Source organism: Staphylococcus sp. HMSC035D11 (assembly GCF_001836075.1).
GTDB classification, from domain to species: domain Bacteria; phylum Bacillota; class Bacilli; order Staphylococcales; family Staphylococcaceae; genus Staphylococcus; species Staphylococcus hominis.
This window is the reverse complement of the sequence record NZ_KV827278.1, coordinates 85588-105846: the sequence shown is the minus strand read 5'-3', so window position 1 is coordinate 105846 and position 20259 is coordinate 85588. Positions and strand designations below refer to the sequence as shown.

General features: G+C 33.5%; 16 protein-coding genes, 1 pseudogene, 1 riboswitch and 1 other annotated feature. Of the genes and pseudogenes, 4 read left to right on the top strand and 13 right to left on the bottom strand.

Annotated elements, in window-relative coordinates; translation table 11 throughout:
- The 7 genes and pseudogenes from HMPREF2647_RS08985 to serS form a co-directional block, all read right to left on the bottom strand.
- A pseudogene (locus tag HMPREF2647_RS08985) lies at positions 1–101 on the bottom strand (50S ribosomal protein L9); the annotation flags it as partial.
- Positions 98–2065 carry a DHH family phosphoesterase gene (locus tag HMPREF2647_RS08980; protein WP_070859963.1) on the bottom strand — a complete coding sequence of 656 codons (1968 nt, stop codon included), beginning with the start codon at positions 2063–2065 and terminating at the stop codon, positions 98–100. The pseudogene HMPREF2647_RS08985 and the gene HMPREF2647_RS08980, both read right to left, overlap by 4 nt.
- A gap of 27 nt (positions 2066–2092) precedes the next feature.
- The gene (locus HMPREF2647_RS08975) at positions 2093–3004 is read right to left on the bottom strand and encodes a YybS family protein (RefSeq protein WP_017175616.1); all 912 of its coding nucleotides are present in this window, start codon (positions 3002–3004) and stop codon (positions 2093–2095) included.
- Between the two features lie 89 nt (positions 3005–3093).
- Positions 3094–4062 carry a homoserine O-acetyltransferase MetX gene (locus HMPREF2647_RS08970; protein WP_017175617.1) on the bottom strand — a complete coding sequence of 323 codons (969 nt, stop codon included), beginning with the start codon at positions 4060–4062 and terminating at the stop codon, positions 3094–3096.
- 71 nt (positions 4063–4133) lie between these two features.
- A riboswitch (SAM riboswitch) is annotated at positions 4134–4234 on the bottom strand.
- 85 nt (positions 4235–4319) lie between these two features.
- A complete protein-coding gene (locus HMPREF2647_RS08965; protein WP_017175618.1) occupies positions 4320–4649 on the bottom strand; it encodes an AzlD domain-containing protein in 330 nt (109 codons plus the stop codon).
- On the bottom strand, positions 4646–5341 hold the full coding sequence (locus tag HMPREF2647_RS08960) for an AzlC family ABC transporter permease (protein WP_017175619.1): 696 nt from the start codon (positions 5339–5341) through the stop codon (positions 4646–4648). Before HMPREF2647_RS08960 ends, HMPREF2647_RS08965 begins: the two co-directional genes overlap by 4 nt.
- A gap of 287 nt (positions 5342–5628) precedes the next feature.
- Positions 5629–6912: a serine--tRNA ligase gene (serS, locus tag HMPREF2647_RS08955; protein ID WP_002488451.1), complete on the bottom strand. Its 1284-nt coding sequence runs from the start codon at positions 6910–6912 to the stop codon at positions 5629–5631.
- Positions 6913–6987: 75 nt separating this feature from the next.
- Positions 6988–7191 (bottom strand) — a binding site (T-box leader).
- Between the two features lie 270 nt (positions 7192–7461).
- Here serS and HMPREF2647_RS08950 point away from each other — a divergent pair.
- Positions 7462–8274, top strand: a complete 813-nt coding sequence (locus HMPREF2647_RS08950; protein ID WP_002488487.1) for an NAD(P)H-hydrate dehydratase — start codon at positions 7462–7464, stop codon at positions 8272–8274.
- A 48-nt stretch (positions 8275–8322) separates the two neighbouring features.
- Here HMPREF2647_RS08950 and gyrA read toward each other — a convergent pair whose 3' ends face one another.
- The 6 genes from gyrA to dnaA all read right to left on the bottom strand — a co-directional run bounded on the left by gyrA (position 8323) and on the right by dnaA (position 17452).
- Entirely contained in the window at positions 8323–10977 is a 2655-nt protein-coding gene (gyrA, locus tag HMPREF2647_RS08945; protein ID WP_049382261.1) for a DNA gyrase subunit A, read from the bottom strand.
- Between the two features lie 41 nt (positions 10978–11018).
- Positions 11019–12953, bottom strand: a complete 1935-nt coding sequence (gyrB, locus tag HMPREF2647_RS08940) for a DNA topoisomerase (ATP-hydrolyzing) subunit B (protein ID WP_017175621.1) — start codon at positions 12951–12953, stop codon at positions 11019–11021.
- A gap of 9 nt (positions 12954–12962) precedes the next feature.
- Entirely contained in the window at positions 12963–14078 is a 1116-nt protein-coding gene (gene recF, locus HMPREF2647_RS08935) for a DNA replication/repair protein RecF (protein ID WP_017175622.1), read from the bottom strand.
- A complete protein-coding gene (gene yaaA, locus HMPREF2647_RS08930) occupies positions 14075–14317 on the bottom strand; it encodes a S4 domain-containing protein YaaA (RefSeq protein ID WP_170999996.1) in 243 nt (80 codons plus the stop codon). Before yaaA ends, recF begins: the two co-directional genes overlap by 4 nt.
- 359 nt (positions 14318–14676) lie before the next feature.
- Positions 14677–15810 carry a DNA polymerase III subunit beta gene (gene dnaN / locus HMPREF2647_RS08925; protein WP_025987126.1) on the bottom strand — a complete coding sequence of 378 codons (1134 nt, stop codon included), beginning with the start codon at positions 15808–15810 and terminating at the stop codon, positions 14677–14679.
- 289 nt (positions 15811–16099) lie between these two features.
- Positions 16100–17452 carry a chromosomal replication initiator protein DnaA gene (gene dnaA / locus HMPREF2647_RS08920; protein WP_002488122.1) on the bottom strand — a complete coding sequence of 451 codons (1353 nt, stop codon included), beginning with the start codon at positions 17450–17452 and terminating at the stop codon, positions 16100–16102.
- Between the two features lie 692 nt (positions 17453–18144).
- On the opposite strand from dnaA, the gene rpmH reads away from it, so the two are divergent.
- The 3 genes from rpmH (at position 18145) to mnmE (ending at position 20245) form a co-directional block, all read left to right on the top strand.
- The gene (rpmH, locus tag HMPREF2647_RS08915; RefSeq protein WP_000240855.1) at positions 18145–18282 is read left to right on the top strand and encodes a 50S ribosomal protein L34; all 138 of its coding nucleotides are present in this window, start codon (positions 18145–18147) and stop codon (positions 18280–18282) included.
- 98 nt (positions 18283–18380) lie between these two features.
- Positions 18381–18725 carry a ribonuclease P protein component gene (gene rnpA, locus HMPREF2647_RS08910; protein ID WP_017175623.1) on the top strand — a complete coding sequence of 115 codons (345 nt, stop codon included), beginning with the start codon at positions 18381–18383 and terminating at the stop codon, positions 18723–18725.
- Positions 18726–18865: 140 nt separating this feature from the next.
- Positions 18866–20245, top strand: coding sequence for a tRNA uridine-5-carboxymethylaminomethyl(34) synthesis GTPase MnmE (gene mnmE, locus HMPREF2647_RS08905; protein ID WP_049420567.1), 1380 nt, complete (start codon positions 18866–18868; stop codon positions 20243–20245).
- Positions 20246–20259 lie beyond the last annotated feature (14 nt).

Sequence of the window (20259 nt, the reverse complement as noted above, 5' to 3'; positions counted from 1 at the left end):
TTATTTTTTAATAAAAAGTTATTTGCGTAACCTACTGGCACGTCTTTAACTTCACCTTTTTTACCTTTACCTTTAACATCTTGTGTAAATATTACTTTCATGTATCTTCACTCCTACTCATTTGTTCAGTAATTGCTTGTTGTAATTGCTCGATTGCTTCTTCTATAGTGACACCTTTTATTTGCGTTGCAGCATTTGTTAAGTGACCTCCGCCACCTAAGGCTTCCATTGTTAATTGAACATTAATACCGCCTAATGAACGTGCTGAAATACCAATAAGATTATCTTCACGTTTCGCTACAACGTAAGAAGCTTCAATGCCTTCTAAACTTAACAATTCATCCGCAGCTTGTGCAACTGTTACAGGATGATAGATTTTATCATTAGAACCGTGAGCAATCGCGACACCGTGATCTTGAACTTCAACTGTACGTATCAATTCAGAACGATTAATATACGTATCAACATCATCTTTAAGGAATTGTTGCGTTAAGATTGTATCGGCACCATGCGCACGTAAATAACTTGCCGCATCAAACGTTCTTGAACCTGTTCGTAATGTAAAATTACGTGTATCAACAATAATACCTGCATACATAATTGTAGATTCTAAACGTGATAAACGTTGTTCTGTTGGCTGATATTCTAATAACTCTGTGACAAGTTCTGCAGTTGAACTTGCATAAGGTTCCATATAAACGAGTAATGGATTTGAAATAAAGCTTTCTCCACGTCTATGATGATCAATGACTACTTTACGATTCGCTTTATTTAAAATATTTTCATCTAATACCATTTCAGGTTTATGTGTGTCTACCACAACAACCGTTGTTTTTGACGTCATCATATCCCAAGCCTCATCAGATGTCACAAATCGTTCTTTCAATTCAGGTTTTTTATCAATTTCTTCCATCACACGACTTAATGTTGGGTCGATATCTTCTTCATTAAGTACCACATATGCTTCTAAATTATTCATTGACGCAAATCGAGATACTCCAATAGCTGCGCCAACCGCATCTAAGTCGGGACGTTTATGTCCCATAATAATCACTTTGTCGCCTTCAGTTAAGATATCTTTCAATGCGTGAGAGATAACACGTGCTCTAACACGTGTTCGTTTTTCCATCGGGTCAGTCTTACCTCCGTAAAAGCGGACATTACCATTCATGTTTTTAATTGCAACTTGGTCTCCTCCACGACCTAAGGCTAAATCAAGTCCTGATTGAGATAATTCACCAAGTTCAATTAAATCTTCGGTACCTTCACCAACACCAATACTTAATGTCAATTGTGCACGATAGCCTACACTTTTTTCACGTAACTGACTTAGAATATCAAAATTAGAATCTTCTATTTCTGCTAAGATTTTTTGGTTTAAATACGCTACGAATTGATCTGAACTATAACGTTTAAAATAAATGTTATATTCAGTTGCCCATCGACTAATAATACGTGTCACCATTGAGTTGATTTCAGAACGTTGTGTGTCATTCATATTTTGTGTAATTTCATCGTAGTTATCTAAAAACAACGTTGCAATGATAGGCTTTGATTCTTCATATAATTCATTTGTATGTACTTCTTCAGTAATATCGAAGAAATATAAACAACGTTCTTCTTCAGAATAACGCACATGATAATGGTACTGACCATGTTCGATTTCTATTTCTTGTATTCTTTCAAGTTGCTTAAGAATATTCGGAAAAACTTCATTGACTGGTTCTGAGATGACATTCGTTTCTAGATGTTCAGACATATATTGGTTGATCCATTCGATGTGATCGTCAGCATCAATCACAACTAAACCAATTGGCATGCGTTTAATTGCTTTATTACTTCCTGCTGAAATATGACCACTCAGATTATCCACATAATTATCCATTTTTGATAATGCTTGTTTAATCAATACCGCACTAATGACGATCATAATGATTAAAGCAATCGCCGTAAACGTTGCAATTAAAGGTTTAAATATAAACCCTACAATAACAATTGCAATTGCCGTAAGCACCATCAAAATGTAAGGAATAAGCAATGCTTTTTTAGTGGATTGACGGTTCATTCTTCCACCTCTATTCACTTTTTAAAGTCATTTTTTAATCATTCGTTTTAAGTTAATTCCTAAATCAAGTACGCCAAGTAATGATACGATATGCGTAAAGGGTGAAATCACTGTCCCCACGACCATTAATAATATAGATACCGCATCAGGTAATCGTTTGGCCTTTCCAAAGAAATGAATCAAACTCAATCCTTGGATATACATTAATAATGATAACACAACTTCGAAATTCAATACGATACTTTGGAATATACTTGGTTTCATCGCAAACATCACACATACTAGCACAATCATGTAAATCCATAATAATGTGCGATTCATCTGCCAAGCAAATAAAGGTCTAAAAATAGGTGTTGCTACTTTGAATTTGCGTAAAATTGGAAATGTAATGATGATATTAATTAAAACTAAAAGAAAGACCATAATAATGATGTAACTTGGAAGTTGAACAGCCATTTGACGAAATCCTTCTTCTAAGATGATCTTATAATCTGATTCAACGCCTGAATTTACAATCGCATTGTTCATTGCGTCTTTTGCTGGTTTAATCAATACTTCGGTATTTGGAATCTTTTTGAACGCTTGTAATAACATAAATGCAATTAACGTCACAATACTTATATACATTGTTGTAATATATAAGATGCGTTCTTTAGATGTACGTTCTTTTAATAATTGGCCAATTACAAAACTTAGTAATAAAACTAGAATCATGGCACTTAATACAAAGGTATTCCCTAATAAGGTCGTGATGACTACAGTGAGTAAAGCTCCAATTCCAAATGTAGCAATTGATTTATGCCACATGATAATCCCTGGAATGGTAGCGAATAAACATAGAATCAGACCAATTATTGGCAATACATACGTAACTAAAGCAACTGCTACAAGCACGATAGTTCCTATAATTATTGCTTTAGGATGTACTTTTGAAAACACATTCGCCACTCCTATACTTTTTTGACTATAACGTCTATTTTAACCTCTATATTCAAATTAAACAAATGTGTTAACTGTTCTCTTATCTATTATTTTCGTTTGAATTTCGAAACTTTTAAAAAGTGATACAAGTTAGGTGCCCAGTCATTAAAATTAAGTAAAAAACCATCATGGCCTACGTTGTCTGGAACAAAAAAGTGACGATGATATTTAAAACGTTCTCCTACTGCTCTAACTTGATCATCTGGATATAACAAGTCATCTGTAAAGCCCATAGTTAGTACTTTTGTATTTAAAGATTGGAAGACCTCATCCACATCATCGCGCTGACGATCAAGATGATGACTATCTAAGACATTCAACATCGTTAAGTAACACGATAAATCGTAGGATTCTTTAAACTTATTGCCTTGATAACGTTGATAATTGACTACTTCATCTGGTGTGAAACGCGCGTCATAACTTTTTGAAGAACGATATGTTAAGAATCCAAGTTGTCTTGCAATACTAAGTCCCTCTTTACCTCCAATATGAATCGCTTCACGTGCAATTTCATTGAAAGCACGACTGTATGAAGAGGTTTTATCTGTAGCTGCTAAGATGACTGCCTTATCTACTTCGAATTGATGATTATATAATAATTCCATCACTTGCATGCCACCTAAACTGCCACCAATTAAAATATCGATTTTAGTAAATCCAAGGGCCTTTATTCCCAATTCAATTGCCTTAACTATATCTCTTAATGTTATTGTTTTAGGAAAATGAGCATCGTTTAATGGGGAGCTTGAACCAAAAGGACTTCCAATAACATTAAAAGTAAGAAACTGATAATCATAGATTGGCATATAACCACCATCAATGATTTCACGCCACCATCCAGGATGTTCATCTGTACCATAAGTTAAATGATTACCAGTCAGAGCATGACAAACCACAACAAGCGGTTGTCCCGAATAACCTACGTGCTCATAACGCAATTTTAGATTCTCAATTGTTTCACCTGATTCTGTTGTAAAAGCACCTAAATGTAATGTATCTACTGTATAATTTGTCATGCTATGCCTCCTTAGAATAAAAAAATCGCTTCTACTCTTAATTTTAAAAGTGTGAAGCGATAATACTTTAGTACTTATCATTCGAGTATCTCGTTGGTTGTAGCACCGTACAATGATTTGTCGGTTGCTGAAGCTTCATAGGGCCAATTCCCTCTACTTCTCAAAATAAGAGTATCTATATATTGATTGCATTGTTTAATTTAAATTTATTTTAATACAATTGTCTGGTTAACTTCAATGCGCAGTAAATAAATGGATTAAAAGAACCATCGTATACCTGCAATGAATATAATACCTACAATAATAGTAATGGTTAGACTACGCGTCACAACTGCGATAATGACTGTAGGAATGGTTGCTACAATGAATGGAATATTTAATTCAAAGCCCTGCATGCCTTTATGTTGAACGATAAAACTATCAATAACTAGCGCAGTGAATAATGAAATCGGAATAAATGACAGCCATTTGATGACTGTTTCTGACAGTTGAATACGTGAAATCATTAAAAAGGGTACGACACGTACAATTAATGTCACTAATCCACATAAAACGATGAGTAAAAGCATATGTCCAGTTATCGTCATCGATCCATCACCACCCCAAGTGTTGCAGCACAAATTGATGTAACAAGAATGGCCACATAAGAGGGCATCAACCAACTTAAAATGAACATCATTACAATAACGAACGCAATTAATACGATATATATACTTATTTTGGAACGTGTAATCGTTTCAAATTGAGCCATAGCCAAGAAAATAAACATAGCTGTAATCGCAAAGTCTAATCCTAACATTTCAGGATGAGAGATGTATTTCCCAAAGACTGCTCCTAACACACAAGCGATTGCCCAAAATGAATAAGCAGTAATATTTAATCCATGTAACCATCGGTCATTAATTGTTTCCCCTTTTAAGTGTGGCGTTATAGCAACCCCAAAGGTCTCGTCAGTAAGAAGAGAAGACAAAGCTAAACGATTCCATATACCATAATCTTTATAATTAGGTGATAATGTCATAGACAATAAAAAGAAGCGGGAATTCACAATTAACGTTGTTAACACGATTGCTGATATAGGTGTACCAGTAATAACTAAAGCACAAATAATAAATTGTGCTGCGCCTGCATAAACCAATAAACATAACAGAAGAATTTCTAGAACACTAAAATCCTGAGAAGCTGCCACAATGCCAAATGATAGTCCTATACCGATGTATCCTAGTAGTGTTGGAATACATTCTTTGACTCCTTGTTGAAATGTTACATGTGACGTCATGTTAGCTCCCCCATTATATATGTATTTTCAAATTGACTATATATTTTAATTAAATTCAGTCTAATATAATCTAATAGACGCTTCAATATCTTTAGACGTCCGTTTGAGTGAGGTTAGAGAGAAGGGCGTTTAGAAATATTGATACTTCAACGTTTTAAAAATATCAGAAATTTTCGATATTTTTGAATTTACCTTTCTCAGGGCAGTCTTATTTTAATATAAAAATAAATAAAGCGATAGAGGACTACGTCACTCTATCACTTTATGAGTTGAATTCTATTGAATGATTAGTTGACTGGACGAATTTCTGTTTTGCCGCCCATAAATGGTACAAGTGCTTCTGGAATTGTAATTGAACCATCTTCGTTTTGGTAGTTTTCTACGATAGCTGCAAATGTACGACCTACTGCAAGTCCACTACCATTTAATGTGTGTACTAATTCTGGTTTAGAAGAAGCATCACGTTTGAAACGAATGTTAGCACGACGAGCTTGGAAATCAGTACAGTTTGAGCAAGAACTAATTTCTTTGTAGTCATTGTAACTTGGTAACCATACTTCTAAGTCATATGTTTTACTTGCGCTGAAACCAATATCTCCAGTACATAAGATCACGCGACGATATGGTAATTTTAATTCTTCTAAAATTGCTTCGGCATTTTGAGTCATATCTTCTAATGCATCCCAAGAATCTTCAGGTTTTTCAAAACGTACCATTTCAACTTTATCGAATTGATGTAAACGAATTAAACCTCTTGTATCTCTACCAGCTGATCCCGCTTCACTACGGAAACATGCAGTTTGACCAGTGAATTTTTCTGGTAACACACCAGGTTGGATAATTTCATTTCTATAGAAGTTTGTTAATGGCACTTCTGCAGTTGGAATTGTATATAAGCCTTCTTTTTCAACTTTGAATAAATCTTCTTCAAATTTAGGTAATTGGCCTGTACCAAACATTGTATCTGCATTTACCAATTGAGGTGTCATCATTTCTGTATAACCATGTTGTGTTGTATGTTTTGTTAACATATAGTTCATTAATGCACGTTCTAATAAAGCACCATCTTTAGTTAAATAAACGAAGCGCGCACCTGATACTTTTGCAGCACGTTCGAAATCAGCCATTTTTAATTCTTCTACTAAATCCCAGTGCGCTTTTGGTTCAAAATCAAATTCACGAGGCGTACCCCATTTTTTTAATTCAACATTTTCAGTGTCGTCAGCACCTTGTGGTACGTCATCTGCAATTAAGTTTGGAATACGAATTAAGATATCACGAATTTTGTTATCTACTTCATTTAATTTTGCATCATTTTCTTTAATTTCATCGCCTAATTCACGCATTTCTTTAATGACGTCATCTGCATCTTCTTTATTACGTTTTTTTTCAGCGATTTGATCACTTACTTTGTTACGACGTGCTTTCATTTCTTCTGTTTTACCAATTAAATCACGACGTTGATTATCTAATTCTAATACTTCATCAACAACCTTTGAATCATCTCCTCGTAATTCAATTTTGCTCTTAACTTTGTCCGTTTCGTCTCTGAATTGCTTGATGTCTAACATATAATATTCATCCTTCCAAAAAATTTATATTGAGTGACCATAGCGATTTAAAATAAAAAAAGACCACGTCCCCATACAAGGGACGTGGTCTACGCGTTGCCACCCTATTTAACAATTTAATTAAATAAACTAAATTGCACTCCACTATCGATAACGGTTAAAACCGATTGTTCAATATAAGTAGGTAGATTCGCATAAAAATTAATTACTTGTTTACACTAACCACAAGCTCTCTGAAATTAATACCCTTATGTTACTTAGCCTACGAACAATACTTTATTAAGTTAATTTTAATATAGCAAAGTCATATATAATTTTCAAGCAGTTACCTCAACCAAATATAACAAACTACATACGTTAAAATTCTGTCAATTTTAGCATTTATAAATTTATTTAAAATAGTGTTGACGAAACGCTTAAGCAGGTATAATATTTTCTATTGTATTTAAAATGCACATGATATTTTCGCTTGTCTTAATAACTCATCATTTCATTGATTTAATATATAGAAGTTATGACTTTCGAATCTAAATAGGGAGGATTCATCATATGGAAACATTAACTAATGTGACAATTCCTAAACGTAATGACGAAACGCATAAAGGTGATTATGGAAAAATTCTTTTAATTGGTGGTAGTGCAAATTTAGGCGGAGCAATCATGTTAGCTGCCCGTGCATGTCTTTTTAGTGGAAGTGGTTTAATTACTGTAGCCACACATCCTACTAATCATGCAGCCATTCATTCACGTTGTCCTGAAGCAATGGTAATAGATATTAATGATACTAAAATGTTAACAAAAATGATTGAGAATACAGATAGTATTTTAATTGGACCAGGTCTTGGCGTTGATTTTAAAGGAAATAATGCGATTACTTTCTTACTACAAAATATTCAACCCCACCAAAACTTAATTGTAGATGGTGATGCAATTACAATATTTTGTAAACTTAAACCTGATATTCCTACATGTCGTGTTATCTTTACACCACATCAAAAAGAATGGGAACGTCTAAGTGGTATTCCTATTGAAGAACAAACGTATGAAAGAAATAGAGAAGCTGTGGATAAATTAGGTGCTACTGTAGTACTAAAAAAACACGGTACAGAAATCTTCTTTAAAGATAAAGAATACAAATTACCAATTGGCACACCTGCAATGGCTACAGGTGGTATGGGTGATACATTAGCTGGTATGATTACAAGTTTTGTAGGTCAATTTGATAGCTTACAAGATGCCGTTACGAGCGCAACTTATATTCACAGTTATATTGGTGAAAAACTTTCTGAAAAAATGTACGTTGTGCCCCCTTCAAAATTAATTAATCAAATTCCTTATGTAATGAAAGAATTAGAACGATAAATAATAAAAATAAGACTTCCCTATATGTGGGAAGTCTTATTTTTATATTTAATTCTGATCTGAATCATTCTCAATATCTTCATTTACACGATCCATGAAATCTTGTCTTACTTCGATGCGTTCATCATCTTCATCAGATTCAGTATGCAAAGCGTTACCAGGTGTCGTATCATCTATCACTTGTTCATTTGCGCTTTCTGTAGTTTGGGCACTCACATTTTCTGTTTGTTGTGCCGCTTCAGTTGCAGCTTCATCTTCAGTTTTATCAATGACTTTCGCAACGGTTGATACGGCTTGATTATCGCCTAATTTCATTAATCGCACACCTTGTGTGGCACGGCCATTTTGAGAAATATCTTCAACTTGTAGACGAATAATAATACCACCATCTGTTACAATCATTAAATCTTCTTGACCGCTTACCGTTGTAATACATACAACATTACCATTACGTTCTGTAATTTTAGCTGTTTTTATACCTTTACCGCCACGATTAGATAAACGATATTCACTTACAGGTGTTCGTTTACCATAACCTTTTTCAGTAACGACTAGAACTTCATCTTCACTTTCAGCATAGGCTACGTCTAAACCTACGACTACGTCATTTTCTCTTAGAGAAATACCTCTCACACCTGAAGCTGTACGACCTAGTGGGCGTAAACTATTTTCAGGGAATCGAATTAATGAGGCATGTGCTGTACCAAGTAAAATATCTTGTTTACCATCAGTAAGACGAACTGCGATTAATTCATCATCTTCTTTAAAGCCAATCGCAATTTTACCATTCTTATTAATATGAGAGAAGTTACTTAATGCAGAACGTTTAACAATACCTTTTTTAGTAGCAAAGACTAAGAAACTGTTCTCATCTTCTAAATCTCTTACGGCAATCATCGTACTAATCACTTCATCATTTTCAAGCTCAATCGCATTAATGACTGGAATACCTTTAGATTGACGAGATAATTCAGGTACTTCGTATCCTTTCAACTTATAAACACGGCCTTTATTCGTAAAGAATAAAACATTATCATGTGTACTTAATGTTACAAGTTGACTGACAAAGTCTTCTTCTAAGGTATTCATACCTTGTACACCTCGTCCACCTCTGTTTTGTGAACGATATGTAGATACAGGTAAACGTTTAATATAGTTGTTATGACTTAAAGTGATGACAATTTGTTCTTCAGGGATTAAGTCTTCATCTTCTAAGTGATCTAAACCACCCAATTGAATTTCAGTACGACGTTCGTCACCGAAACGTTCTTTAATTTCTGTAAGCTCATCACGAACAAGTTGAAGTAATACATCTTCATTTGCTAAAATCTCTTCTAATTCTGCAATATAACTTAATAATTCATTATACTCATTTTCAATTTTATCGCGCTCTAACCCAGTTAAACGACGTAAACGCATATCTAAAATGGCTTGAGCTTGACGTTCAGACAATTTAAAACGTTCTTGCAATGTTTCCATCGCCACTTTATCTGTGTCAGACTCACGAATAATAGAAATAATTTCATCAATATGATCCAGCGCAATTCTTAAACCTTCTAAGATATGTGCACGATCTTTCGCTTTTTTCAAATTGTATTCTGTACGACGACGTACAACTGTTTTTTGATGTTCTAAATATTCAACAAGCGCTTCTTTTAAGTTAATTAATTTAGGTCGACCATTCACAAGGGCAATCATATTTACACCAAATGATGTTTGTAATGGTGTATGTTTATATAAATTATTTAAAATAACATTTGCATTGGCATCTTTACGTACATCAATAACAACTCTTACCCCTGTACGTAAACTTGTTTCGTCACGAAGATCTGTGATACCTTCAATTCTTTTCTCACGCGCTAATTCTGCAATTTTCTCAATCATTCTTGCTTTATTCACTTGATATGGAATTTCAGTCACAACAATACGCTGACGACCACCGCCACGTTCTTCTATTGATGCACGTGCACGCATTTGAATTGATCCACGACCAGTTTCATAGGCACGTCTAATGCCACTTTTACCTAAAATTAAGCCAGAAGTTGGAAAATCAGGACCTTGAATATCTTCCATCAATTCTGAGATTGTGATATCAGGATTTTGACTTAAACGTAAGACTCCGTCAATGACTTCTGTTAAATTGTGTGGTGGAATATTTGTAGCCATACCAACCGCAATACCTGAAGCACCATTCACTAAAAGGTTAGGGAAACGAGAAGGTAAGACTTCGGGCTCTCTTTCTGTACCATCATAGTTATCTAAGAAATCAATAGTATCTTTATTGATATCACGTAACAGTTCTAATGTGATTTTGGTCATTTTTGCTTCGGTATAACGCATTGCCGCAGCACCGTCACCATCCATTGAACCAAAGTTACCTTGACCATCAACAAGAGGATAACGATAGCTAAAGGTTTGTGCCATTCTTACCATAGCATCATAAATTGAAGAGTCGCCGTGTGGATGATATTTCCCCATAACGTCCCCAACAATACGTGCTGATTTTTTATAAGGTTTGTCTGGAGTCATTCCTTGTTCATTTAGACCATATAAAATACGACGATGTACAGGTTTTAAACCATCACGTACATCTGGTAATGCACGTGAAACGATAACGCTCATCGCATAGTCTAAAAATGATTCGCGCATTTCGTTGGTTATATTTCTTTCATTAATTCTTGATTGTGGTAGAGAATCAGCCATCAAGATATCCTCCTTTTATAGTCAGTTCACATTAAGTTAAATTAGAAATCTAAATTAGCATAAACTGCATTATCTTCGATAAATTGTCTACGATTTTCAACAACGTCACCCATTAACATTTCAAATGTTTGATCCGCTTCTACTGCATCTTCAAGTTTTACTTGTAACATCATACGATTTTCAGGATTCATTGTTGTTTCCCATAATTGATCGGCATTCATTTCACCTAAACCTTTGTAACGAGAAATTTGCCATTTTGGAGTAGGATTTAGTTCAGCTTTTAATTTATCCAATTCACGATCGTTAAAGACGTAATATTTTTGTTTACCTTGTGTTAGCTTATACAATGGTGGTTGAGCGATGTATACATACCCAGCCTCAATTAATGGACGCATAAATCTGTAGAAGAATGTAAGTAATAATGTACGAATATGCGCACCATCTACATCAGCATCTGTCATGATAACAATCTTATGATAACGGGCTTTAGAAATATCAAATTCGCCACCTATGCCTGTACCAAATGCTGTAATCATTTGACGGATTTCATTGTTATTTAAAATACGATCTAAACGTGCTTTTTCCACATTTAATATTTTACCTCTCAACGGTAAAATCGCTTGTGTTTTTGAGTCACGACCTTCTTTTGTAGACCCCCCGGCAGAGTCACCCTCAACTAAGAAAATTTCACTTTCATCAGGATTTTTACTTGAACAGTCTGCCAGTTTACCAGGTAAACTTGAAATTTCTAATGCTGATTTACGACGTGTCACTTCACGCGCTTTTTTAGCTGCTACACGTGCTCTTGACGCCATGATTCCTTTTTCAACAATGATTCTTGCAACATTTGGATTCTCATATAAAAAGCGTTCAAAGTGTTCTGAAAATAATCGATCAACGATTTGACGTACTTCAGAGTTACCTAATTTCGTCTTCGTTTGACCTTCGAATTGTGGATTACCATGTTTTATAGAGACGACTGCTGTTAAACCTTCACGTGTATCTTCACCTGAAAGACGTTCTTTATCATCTTTAATAATCTTACTTTGAGTCCCATAACTGTTTAAGACACGTGTAAGTGCACGTTTAAAGCCATCTTCATGTGTACCACCTTCATATGTGTGGATATTATTCGCATAGGATAATAAGTTTGTAGCATAACCGCTATTGTATTGTATTGCAATTTCTACTTCGATATCATCTTTTGACTGATGAATATAAATAGGTTCGTCATGAATAGATTCTTTATTTTCGTTCAGTAATTCAACGTAAGATTTAATACCACCTTCATAATGATACGTGTCTTCACGTTGTTCTTCATCTTCACGTTCGTCTCTTAGTGTAATTGAAATACCTTTATTTAAGAATGCTAATTCTCTAATACGTTTTTGAAGTGTTTCATAATTATAAACGGTTGTTTCTGAAAAGATTTCACTATCTGCTTTAAAGCGAATCACTGTACCTGTTTTATCCGTACTACCTATTTCTTTAAGATCAAATTGAGGCACGCCTTTTTTGTATGCTTGATGATAAATTGTTTCATTACGGTGTACATACACTTCTAAATCTTGTGATAACGCATTTACTACAGATGAACCTACACCATGTAGTCCACCAGATACTTTGTATCCGCCACCACCGAATTTACCTCCGGCATGAAGTACAGTAAGAATAACTTCTACTGCGGGACGTCCCATTTTTTCTTGAATATCGACAGGAATACCACGACCATTGTCAGTCACTTTAATCCAGTTGTCATTCTCAATCACTACTTCAATTTGATTAGCATATCCAGCTAGCGCTTCGTCAATACTGTTATCAACGATTTCCCATACCAAATGATGCAAACCTCTTTCTGAAGTTGAGCCAATATACATACCAGGGCGTTTACGTACCGCTTCAAGTCCTTCTAATACCTGTATTTGTCCAGCACCATAATTATCTGTGTTGTTTACATCTGACAATGTATTCACCATCACTTTCTATTACTTAATAATTTCACCTTGATTAATTCGGTAAAGTTTCGCATTATTCATGATTTCATGATCAATACCGTCTACCGATGTAGTTGTTACGAAGGTTTGTACTTTATGTTGAATTGTACTGAGTAAATGCGTCTGACGAGAATCATCAAGTTCACTTAAGACATCGTCTAATAATAAAATCGGATATTCTCCGACTTCAATGTTCATTAATTCTATTTCTGCTAGTTTAATTGATAAAGCGGTTGTTCTTTGTTGACCTTGAGATCCATAGGTTTGAGCATCCATGTCATTCACATTAAATCCTAAGTCATCTCTATGTGGACCGTATAAACATACTGCTCTATCCATTTCACGTTGTTGATATTCATTCAATAACGTGATGACTTCATCTAATAATTCACTCTTATTTTTACTTGTATCGCTAAGTTTAATACTTGGTAAATATTTTAGAGATAATGTTTCACGTTGGTTCGTAATACCAGCGTGGATAGGCTGTGCTAAAGCCTCTAATTCTTCAATAAATTGCTCACGTCTTAAAGTGACATTAAGCGCATATTGTGCAAATTGTTGATTTAAAACCTCTAGCATCGTTTTATCTGTTTTTTGACCAAGTTGTAACTGCTTAAGATAATTATTTTTTTGTTTGAGAATACGTTGATATTGAGCTAAATCGTTGAGATATACTGCAGAAATTTGCCCTAATTCCATATCTATAAATCGTCTTCTAATTTGAGGAGAACCTTTAACAATATTTAAGTCTTCAGGTGCAAAAAGAACCACATTTAGATGTCCAACATACTGTGTTAGTCGACTTTGTTCCAAGTGGTTCACTTTAACTTGTTTACCTTTTTTAGTTATATACATCGTTAATGGCATGGTTCCGTGTCTATAACTTAGCTCACCCTCTATTTTAGCATACTCAGAGTTAAACCGTATAAGTTCCTTGTCATTGGAGGTTCGGTGACTTTTAGCTAAAGCAAGGACGTAAATTGATTCAAGTAAATTTGTCTTTCCCTGTGCATTTTCTCCAATAAGAATATTCACTTCAGGATGACAATTTAACGTAACCGCTTCATAGTTACGATAGTTTTCTAATTGGAGTGTTTTAAGCTTCATTGCTCACCTTGATGAATAATAATAAATGAATCGATATCTGGAATATCAGGGAAGTCGATACGATCTTGGTCAGCTAGCTTTTTTCCACGACGTGTTTCACGTTCGCCATTTAATAAAACATCGTAATCTTGTAAGAACCATTTTGCTTGTCCACCTGATTCGATGATACCTTCTGTTTTAAGAAATTGACCTAACGTAATCTCGCCTTCAACTATTACTTCTTGAACCAAAATAATCACTCCATTTCTTTATATATCATTACTATATTATACCTTTTTTAGGAATAAATTTCATTTAAAATGAAGTGTGAAACCGTTTACTTTTAAATAAGTTTTTGTTATTTTAAATTGTTATGTAAAAAATAGATGATTTTTTGAAATTATGACAAAAATAATCAGAGACAATATCTCAATTTTTAATTTTAAGGCCTATTTCAGCGAATATAATGAGTTGTAGATAAAAACCACGTTTTACTAAATTTAGCTTCACTATGAACCTCTGAGATAGTTTAAAATTACTGTTTTAATCAATAAAAAAGTAGAACAGTAATTCAATAAGAACTCTGTTCTACTTTAACTTTTTAATTAATCTTTAATGACTAGTATGTTCTGATTGGTAAAATGAGTTGAGTGACTGAATCATCTGCTTTTGGTTTTAAGATAAATGGTTTCATCGTACCAAAGAATTCTACTTCAACTTCATCATTATCAATTGCTTTTAATGCGTCCATCATATATTTTGAGTTGAATGAAATTTTCAAATTGCCACCTTCAACATCAGTTGCTGTAACTTCTTCTTTTACTGTACCGATTTCTGGTGATGTAGATGATAATTCTACAACCTCATTTCCAGTACTTAATTTAATTACGTTATTTCCGCCTTCACGTGCAAGTAATGACGCACGATCTATCGCATGATAGAATTCTCCGTTATCTAATCCTAATTTGATTTCATAGTTTTCAGGGAAAAGACGTGTTGTATCAGGATAATGACCTTCTAATAAACGTGAAATAAAGTTTACGTTACCGACCTTGAACAATACTTGATTAGATGCAAAGAAGATATCGATGTCTTCATCATTATCACTCATAATTTTATTTAATTCAGATAATGCTTTACCTGGAATAATAACATTTTTATTTTCCGATTCATCTTCAAGCTTTAATTTTCTTACAGCCAAGCGGTGTGAATCCGTAGCAGTGCATATTAATTCATTATCTTGTATAAGCCAGTTCACACCAGTTAAAACTGGGCGTGTTTCTGAGGTGGACACTGCAAAGTTTGTTTGCGCAATAATGTTTTTAAGTACTTTTACAGATAATTGAATTGCATCATCACGTGATACTTGCGGTAATAATGGATATTGTTCAGGATCTAAACCACTTAAATTAAATTCTGAATGTCCTGATGTGATAAGGGTTTGAAACTGTTCATTTGTTGATAATTTAACATCTTTGCCTGGTAATTTTTTAATGATGTCAACAAAGAAACGACCAGGAAGAACCACTGATCCAGTTTCAGTAATATCAACAATATCTTCTCCATCTACTTGTTTAGGAATCGTGATTTCAATTGAAATTTCTGAGTCAGAACCAGTTAAGATAACGTTATTATCTTTAGCATCAATTTTGATACCTGTTAAAATTGGTAAAGTTGTTCTTGGTGAGATTGCCTTTAATGTATCATTCAATTGTGTGATAAAGTAATCTCTTTTTATTGTAAATTCCATTATTAATTTAAACTCCTTCCAGTCGTTTATACTTAAATTATATAGGTTTTAAAATCATAGTAATAGTAGTAGGGCTTGTGGATTAGTGGATATCTCATGAAACGCCTTTTATATCAAAGTTATGCACATGTGGATAAGTTGTTAATGATGTGTATTACTTTTTCACATTATCCACAATTTAACCTTTTCTAGATTCTTGCTATATTTATAAAATTATTTAGAAGCACAGTCATCTTTGATATTGAATGTCATATTTTAGCAATGCTGTTATATAACAGATTCATATTTCCTATTACTGTTTACGTATTTCTTTTTCTAAATCTTCGACTTCTTGTTTGAAAATTGGATCCGCCTTAATATCATTCGAAATTTTTTCGTGTGCGTGAATAACTGTAGTATGATCGCGTCCTCCAAATTCCTCACCAATTTTTGGTAATGAAAAATCAGTTAATTCTCTAGATAGATACATTGCAATTTGTCGTGGATATGCAATCGACTTTGTTCTTTTCTTAGCGCTAAAATCTTCGATGCGTACATTGTAATAATGTCCAACTACTTTTTGAATATCTTGAATCGAGATTTTTTTAGATTTGGGAACTTGAATAATATCTTTTAATGCTTCAGCAGCAAGTTCTGTTGTAATCGGTTTACCTTGTAATTTTGAATAAGCAAGTAAACGCGTTAAAGCTCCTTCAAGTTCACGAATATTTGATTGAATTTGATTTGCAATATAATTCAATGCTTCTGCTGGAATTTCTAAGTTCTCTTCTTCGATTTTTTTCTGCAAGATGGCCATACGTGTTTCATAATCTGGTGGCGTGATATCAACAATGAGACCCCATTCAAATCGAGAACGTAAGCGATCTTCAAGTTTTGCTATTTCTTTAGGTGGACGATCACTTGAAATAACAATTTGTTTTTTATTTTGATGTAATTCATTAAATGTGTGGAAAAATTCTTCTTGTGTTTGTTCTTTATTTTGAATGAATTGAATATCATCAATTAATAATACATCGATATTTCTATATTTTTCTCTAAATGCTTCAGGTTCATTGTTACGAATGGATTTAATAAAATCATTTGTAAACTTTTCGCTTGAAGTATAAAGCACTTTGGCATTCGGTTTATTACTTAGTACGTGATGACCAATGGCATGCATTAAATGCGTTTTCCCTAATCCTACGCCGCCATAGATAAATAATGGATTATAAGCTTGTGCAGGTGCTTCAGCTACAGCTAAGCTTGCTGCATGTGGGAAGCGGTTGCCAGGACCAATCACAAATGTATCAAACGTATTATGCGTATTAAATTGATCGATATCATCATGGCTATCATCAATGGCAGACGTTTTGTTTACAGTATTTGATTGTTTACGACTCGTTTCATCAAGTTCAGCGAGTTGTTCAGCAGTGTAAAATTTTGGATCAACTTCATAACCAATGATGTCTTTCATAATTGTTTGAATTACATCTTTATAATTTGAGTTTAACCAATCAGCATAAAACTCATGAATAACAAAGATGTAAGCAACATTGTCGCGAATTTCTTTAAGTTCAGTGTCTTTTAAAAACGTATTAAACGTTGTTTTCGAAATCTCTGACTCAGCTACTTCTAATACCTTTTTCCAAATTTCTTGTTCCGACATATATAAACTCCATCTTTCTATAAATTTAAGACTTATACACAGTTTTTATAAGCGTGGATAAAAATAATCACAGCATGTTAATAATTATCCACAAGTTAATCACATTCGGTGGATAACTTTATATATGCTATGATTTATACACAGTAAAAACACGTATAGAATTTATAAAAAAATCCTATAAGATAAATGATTCAGACGACTTATCCACATAATTATACTTTTTAACTGCAATAGATGTCAAATGGCTGTGAATATGTTTGTAAATTTGGTATAAATCTGTGAATATGCTATTGATTATCCACAAAAAATTAAATACTATATGTGAATAAGTGGATAAAAAATGATACCATAATTTAATGTACTATAACAGGTTTGGGAAATAATTTATAAACGTGTATTAAATATGTATAAAATTGAGAAACTACTAAATCAATGAAATGTATAAATATAAAAAAATAAAAGTGATATAACTAAAAGAGCGTCTTGAAATTCATTAATTGGTTTCAAAAGCTGCTTGCTTTATAAATGGTAATTTGTTATATTGTAGTAGTTGCTTGAATTATGACTAGATAAAATCGAATTAAATCAAAATTATTTGATATTAACAATTATTATTTATCTATTAAAATAGTCAGGTTCATTAGAAGTAGATTTAGTGAACGAGATATAATATGTAGATGGAGGTGTTTTGCATGGTAAAACGTACTTATCAACCAAATAAACGTAAACATAGTAAAGTTCATGGTTTCAGAAAACGTATGAGCACTAAAAATGGCCGTAAAGTTTTAGCGCGTCGTCGTCGTAAAGGCCGTAAAGTTTTATCAGCATAAGATCACTGACTTCTCAGTGGTCTTTTTTTTCGTTTTAAACCCACACATTTTAATAGATGAATGTAACATAAAGAACAATGTAAGCGAGTGATTTAAGCGTGGAGAAAGCTTATCGTATAAAAAGGAATAGTGAGTTCCAAAAAATTTATAAAAAGGGAAAATCTGTAGCCAATAGACAATTTGTTGTGTATACATTAAACAATGAGTATGAACATTTTCGCTTAGGCATTAGCGTTTCTAAGAAAATCGGAAATGCTGTAACTCGAAATCGTATTAAGCGTGCCATTAGAGAAAACTTTAAAGTGCATAAGCAAGATATGATTTCAAAAGATATTATTGTAATAGCGAGACAACCTGCTAAAAATATGTCAACTTTAGAGATTCAAGGCAGTTTAGAACATGTATTGAAAATAGCAAAGGTATTTAATAAGAGAATTAAATAAAATTAGACTAACGGAAGTCTAATGTCAGACAAACCGAAGACTAACGAATAGATTATAAAACAATATATTCGCAATTTAATTAGAAACTTATTACAATATTATATTGAAATTTTACTTAACTAGGGAGGCGAGAATGGATAATGGATTTTGATACAATTACAAGTATTTCAACTCCAATGGGAGAAGGTGCAATTGGTATTGTACGGTTGTCTGGTCCAGAAGCGGTTGAAATAGGCGATAAGTTATATAAAGGAAAGAAAAAATTAAAAGATGTTCCATCACACACTATTAATTACGGCCATATTATAGATCCTGAGACAGATGAAGTTGTAGAAGAAGTGATGATTTCAGTTTTACGTGCACCAAAAACCTTTACACGTGAAGATATTATTGAAATTAATTGTCATGGGGGTATTTTGACAATTAATCGCATACTAGAACTTACCATGACACATGGCGCTAGAATGGCGGAACCCGGTGAATATACTAAGCGTGCGTTTTTAAATGGCCGAATTGACTTATCTCAAGCAGAAGCAGTCATGGACTTCATTCGTTCTAAAACGGATAGAGCCTCTAAAGTTGCAATGAATCAAATTGAAGGTCGGTTGAGTGATTTAATTAAACGACAACGTCAATCGATATTGGAAATTCTTGCCCAAGTTGAAGTGAACATTGATTATCCAGAATATGATGATGTTGAAGATGCAACAACGGAATTTTTACTTGCGCAGTCTAAAAAAATTAAAAATGAAATTGATCAATTATTAGAAACGGGAACTCAAGGTAAGATTATGAGAGAAGGATTATCTACAGTGATTGTCGGTAAACCGAATGTAGGTAAATCTTCAATGCTAAATAATCTTATTCAAGATAATAAAGCCATTGTCACTGAAGTAGCTGGAACAACTCGAGATGTATTAGAAGAATACGTTAATGTACGTGGTGTCCCATTAAGACTTGTTGATACAGCAGGTATTCGTGATACTGAAGATATTGTAGAAAAAATAGGCGTAGAGCGTTCACGTAAAGCATTAAGCGAAGCGGATTTAATCCTTTTTGTATTAAATAACAACGAGCCTTTAACTGACGAAGATCGTACATTATATGAAGTCATAAAAAATGAAGATGCGATTGTTATCGTTAATAAAACAGATTTAGAACGTCGATTAGATATTGAAGAAGTTAAAACTATGATAGGGAACACACCACTTATTCAAACATCAATGTTAAAACAAGAAGGTATCGACGAATTAGAATTACAAATCAGAGATTTGTTCTTTGGTGGAGAAGTACAAAATCAAGATATGACTTATGTCTCAAACTCTAGACATATCTCACTTTTAAAACAAGCAAGACAAACAATTCAAGATGCTATTGATGCAGCTGAAGCTGGTATTCCTATGGATATGGTTCAAATTGATTTAACTCGTACATGGGAAATATTAGGAGAAATTATTGGAGAATCAGCAAGCGATGAATTAATTAATCAGCTATTTAGTCAATTCTGTTTAGGTAAATAATAAAAATTAAGACG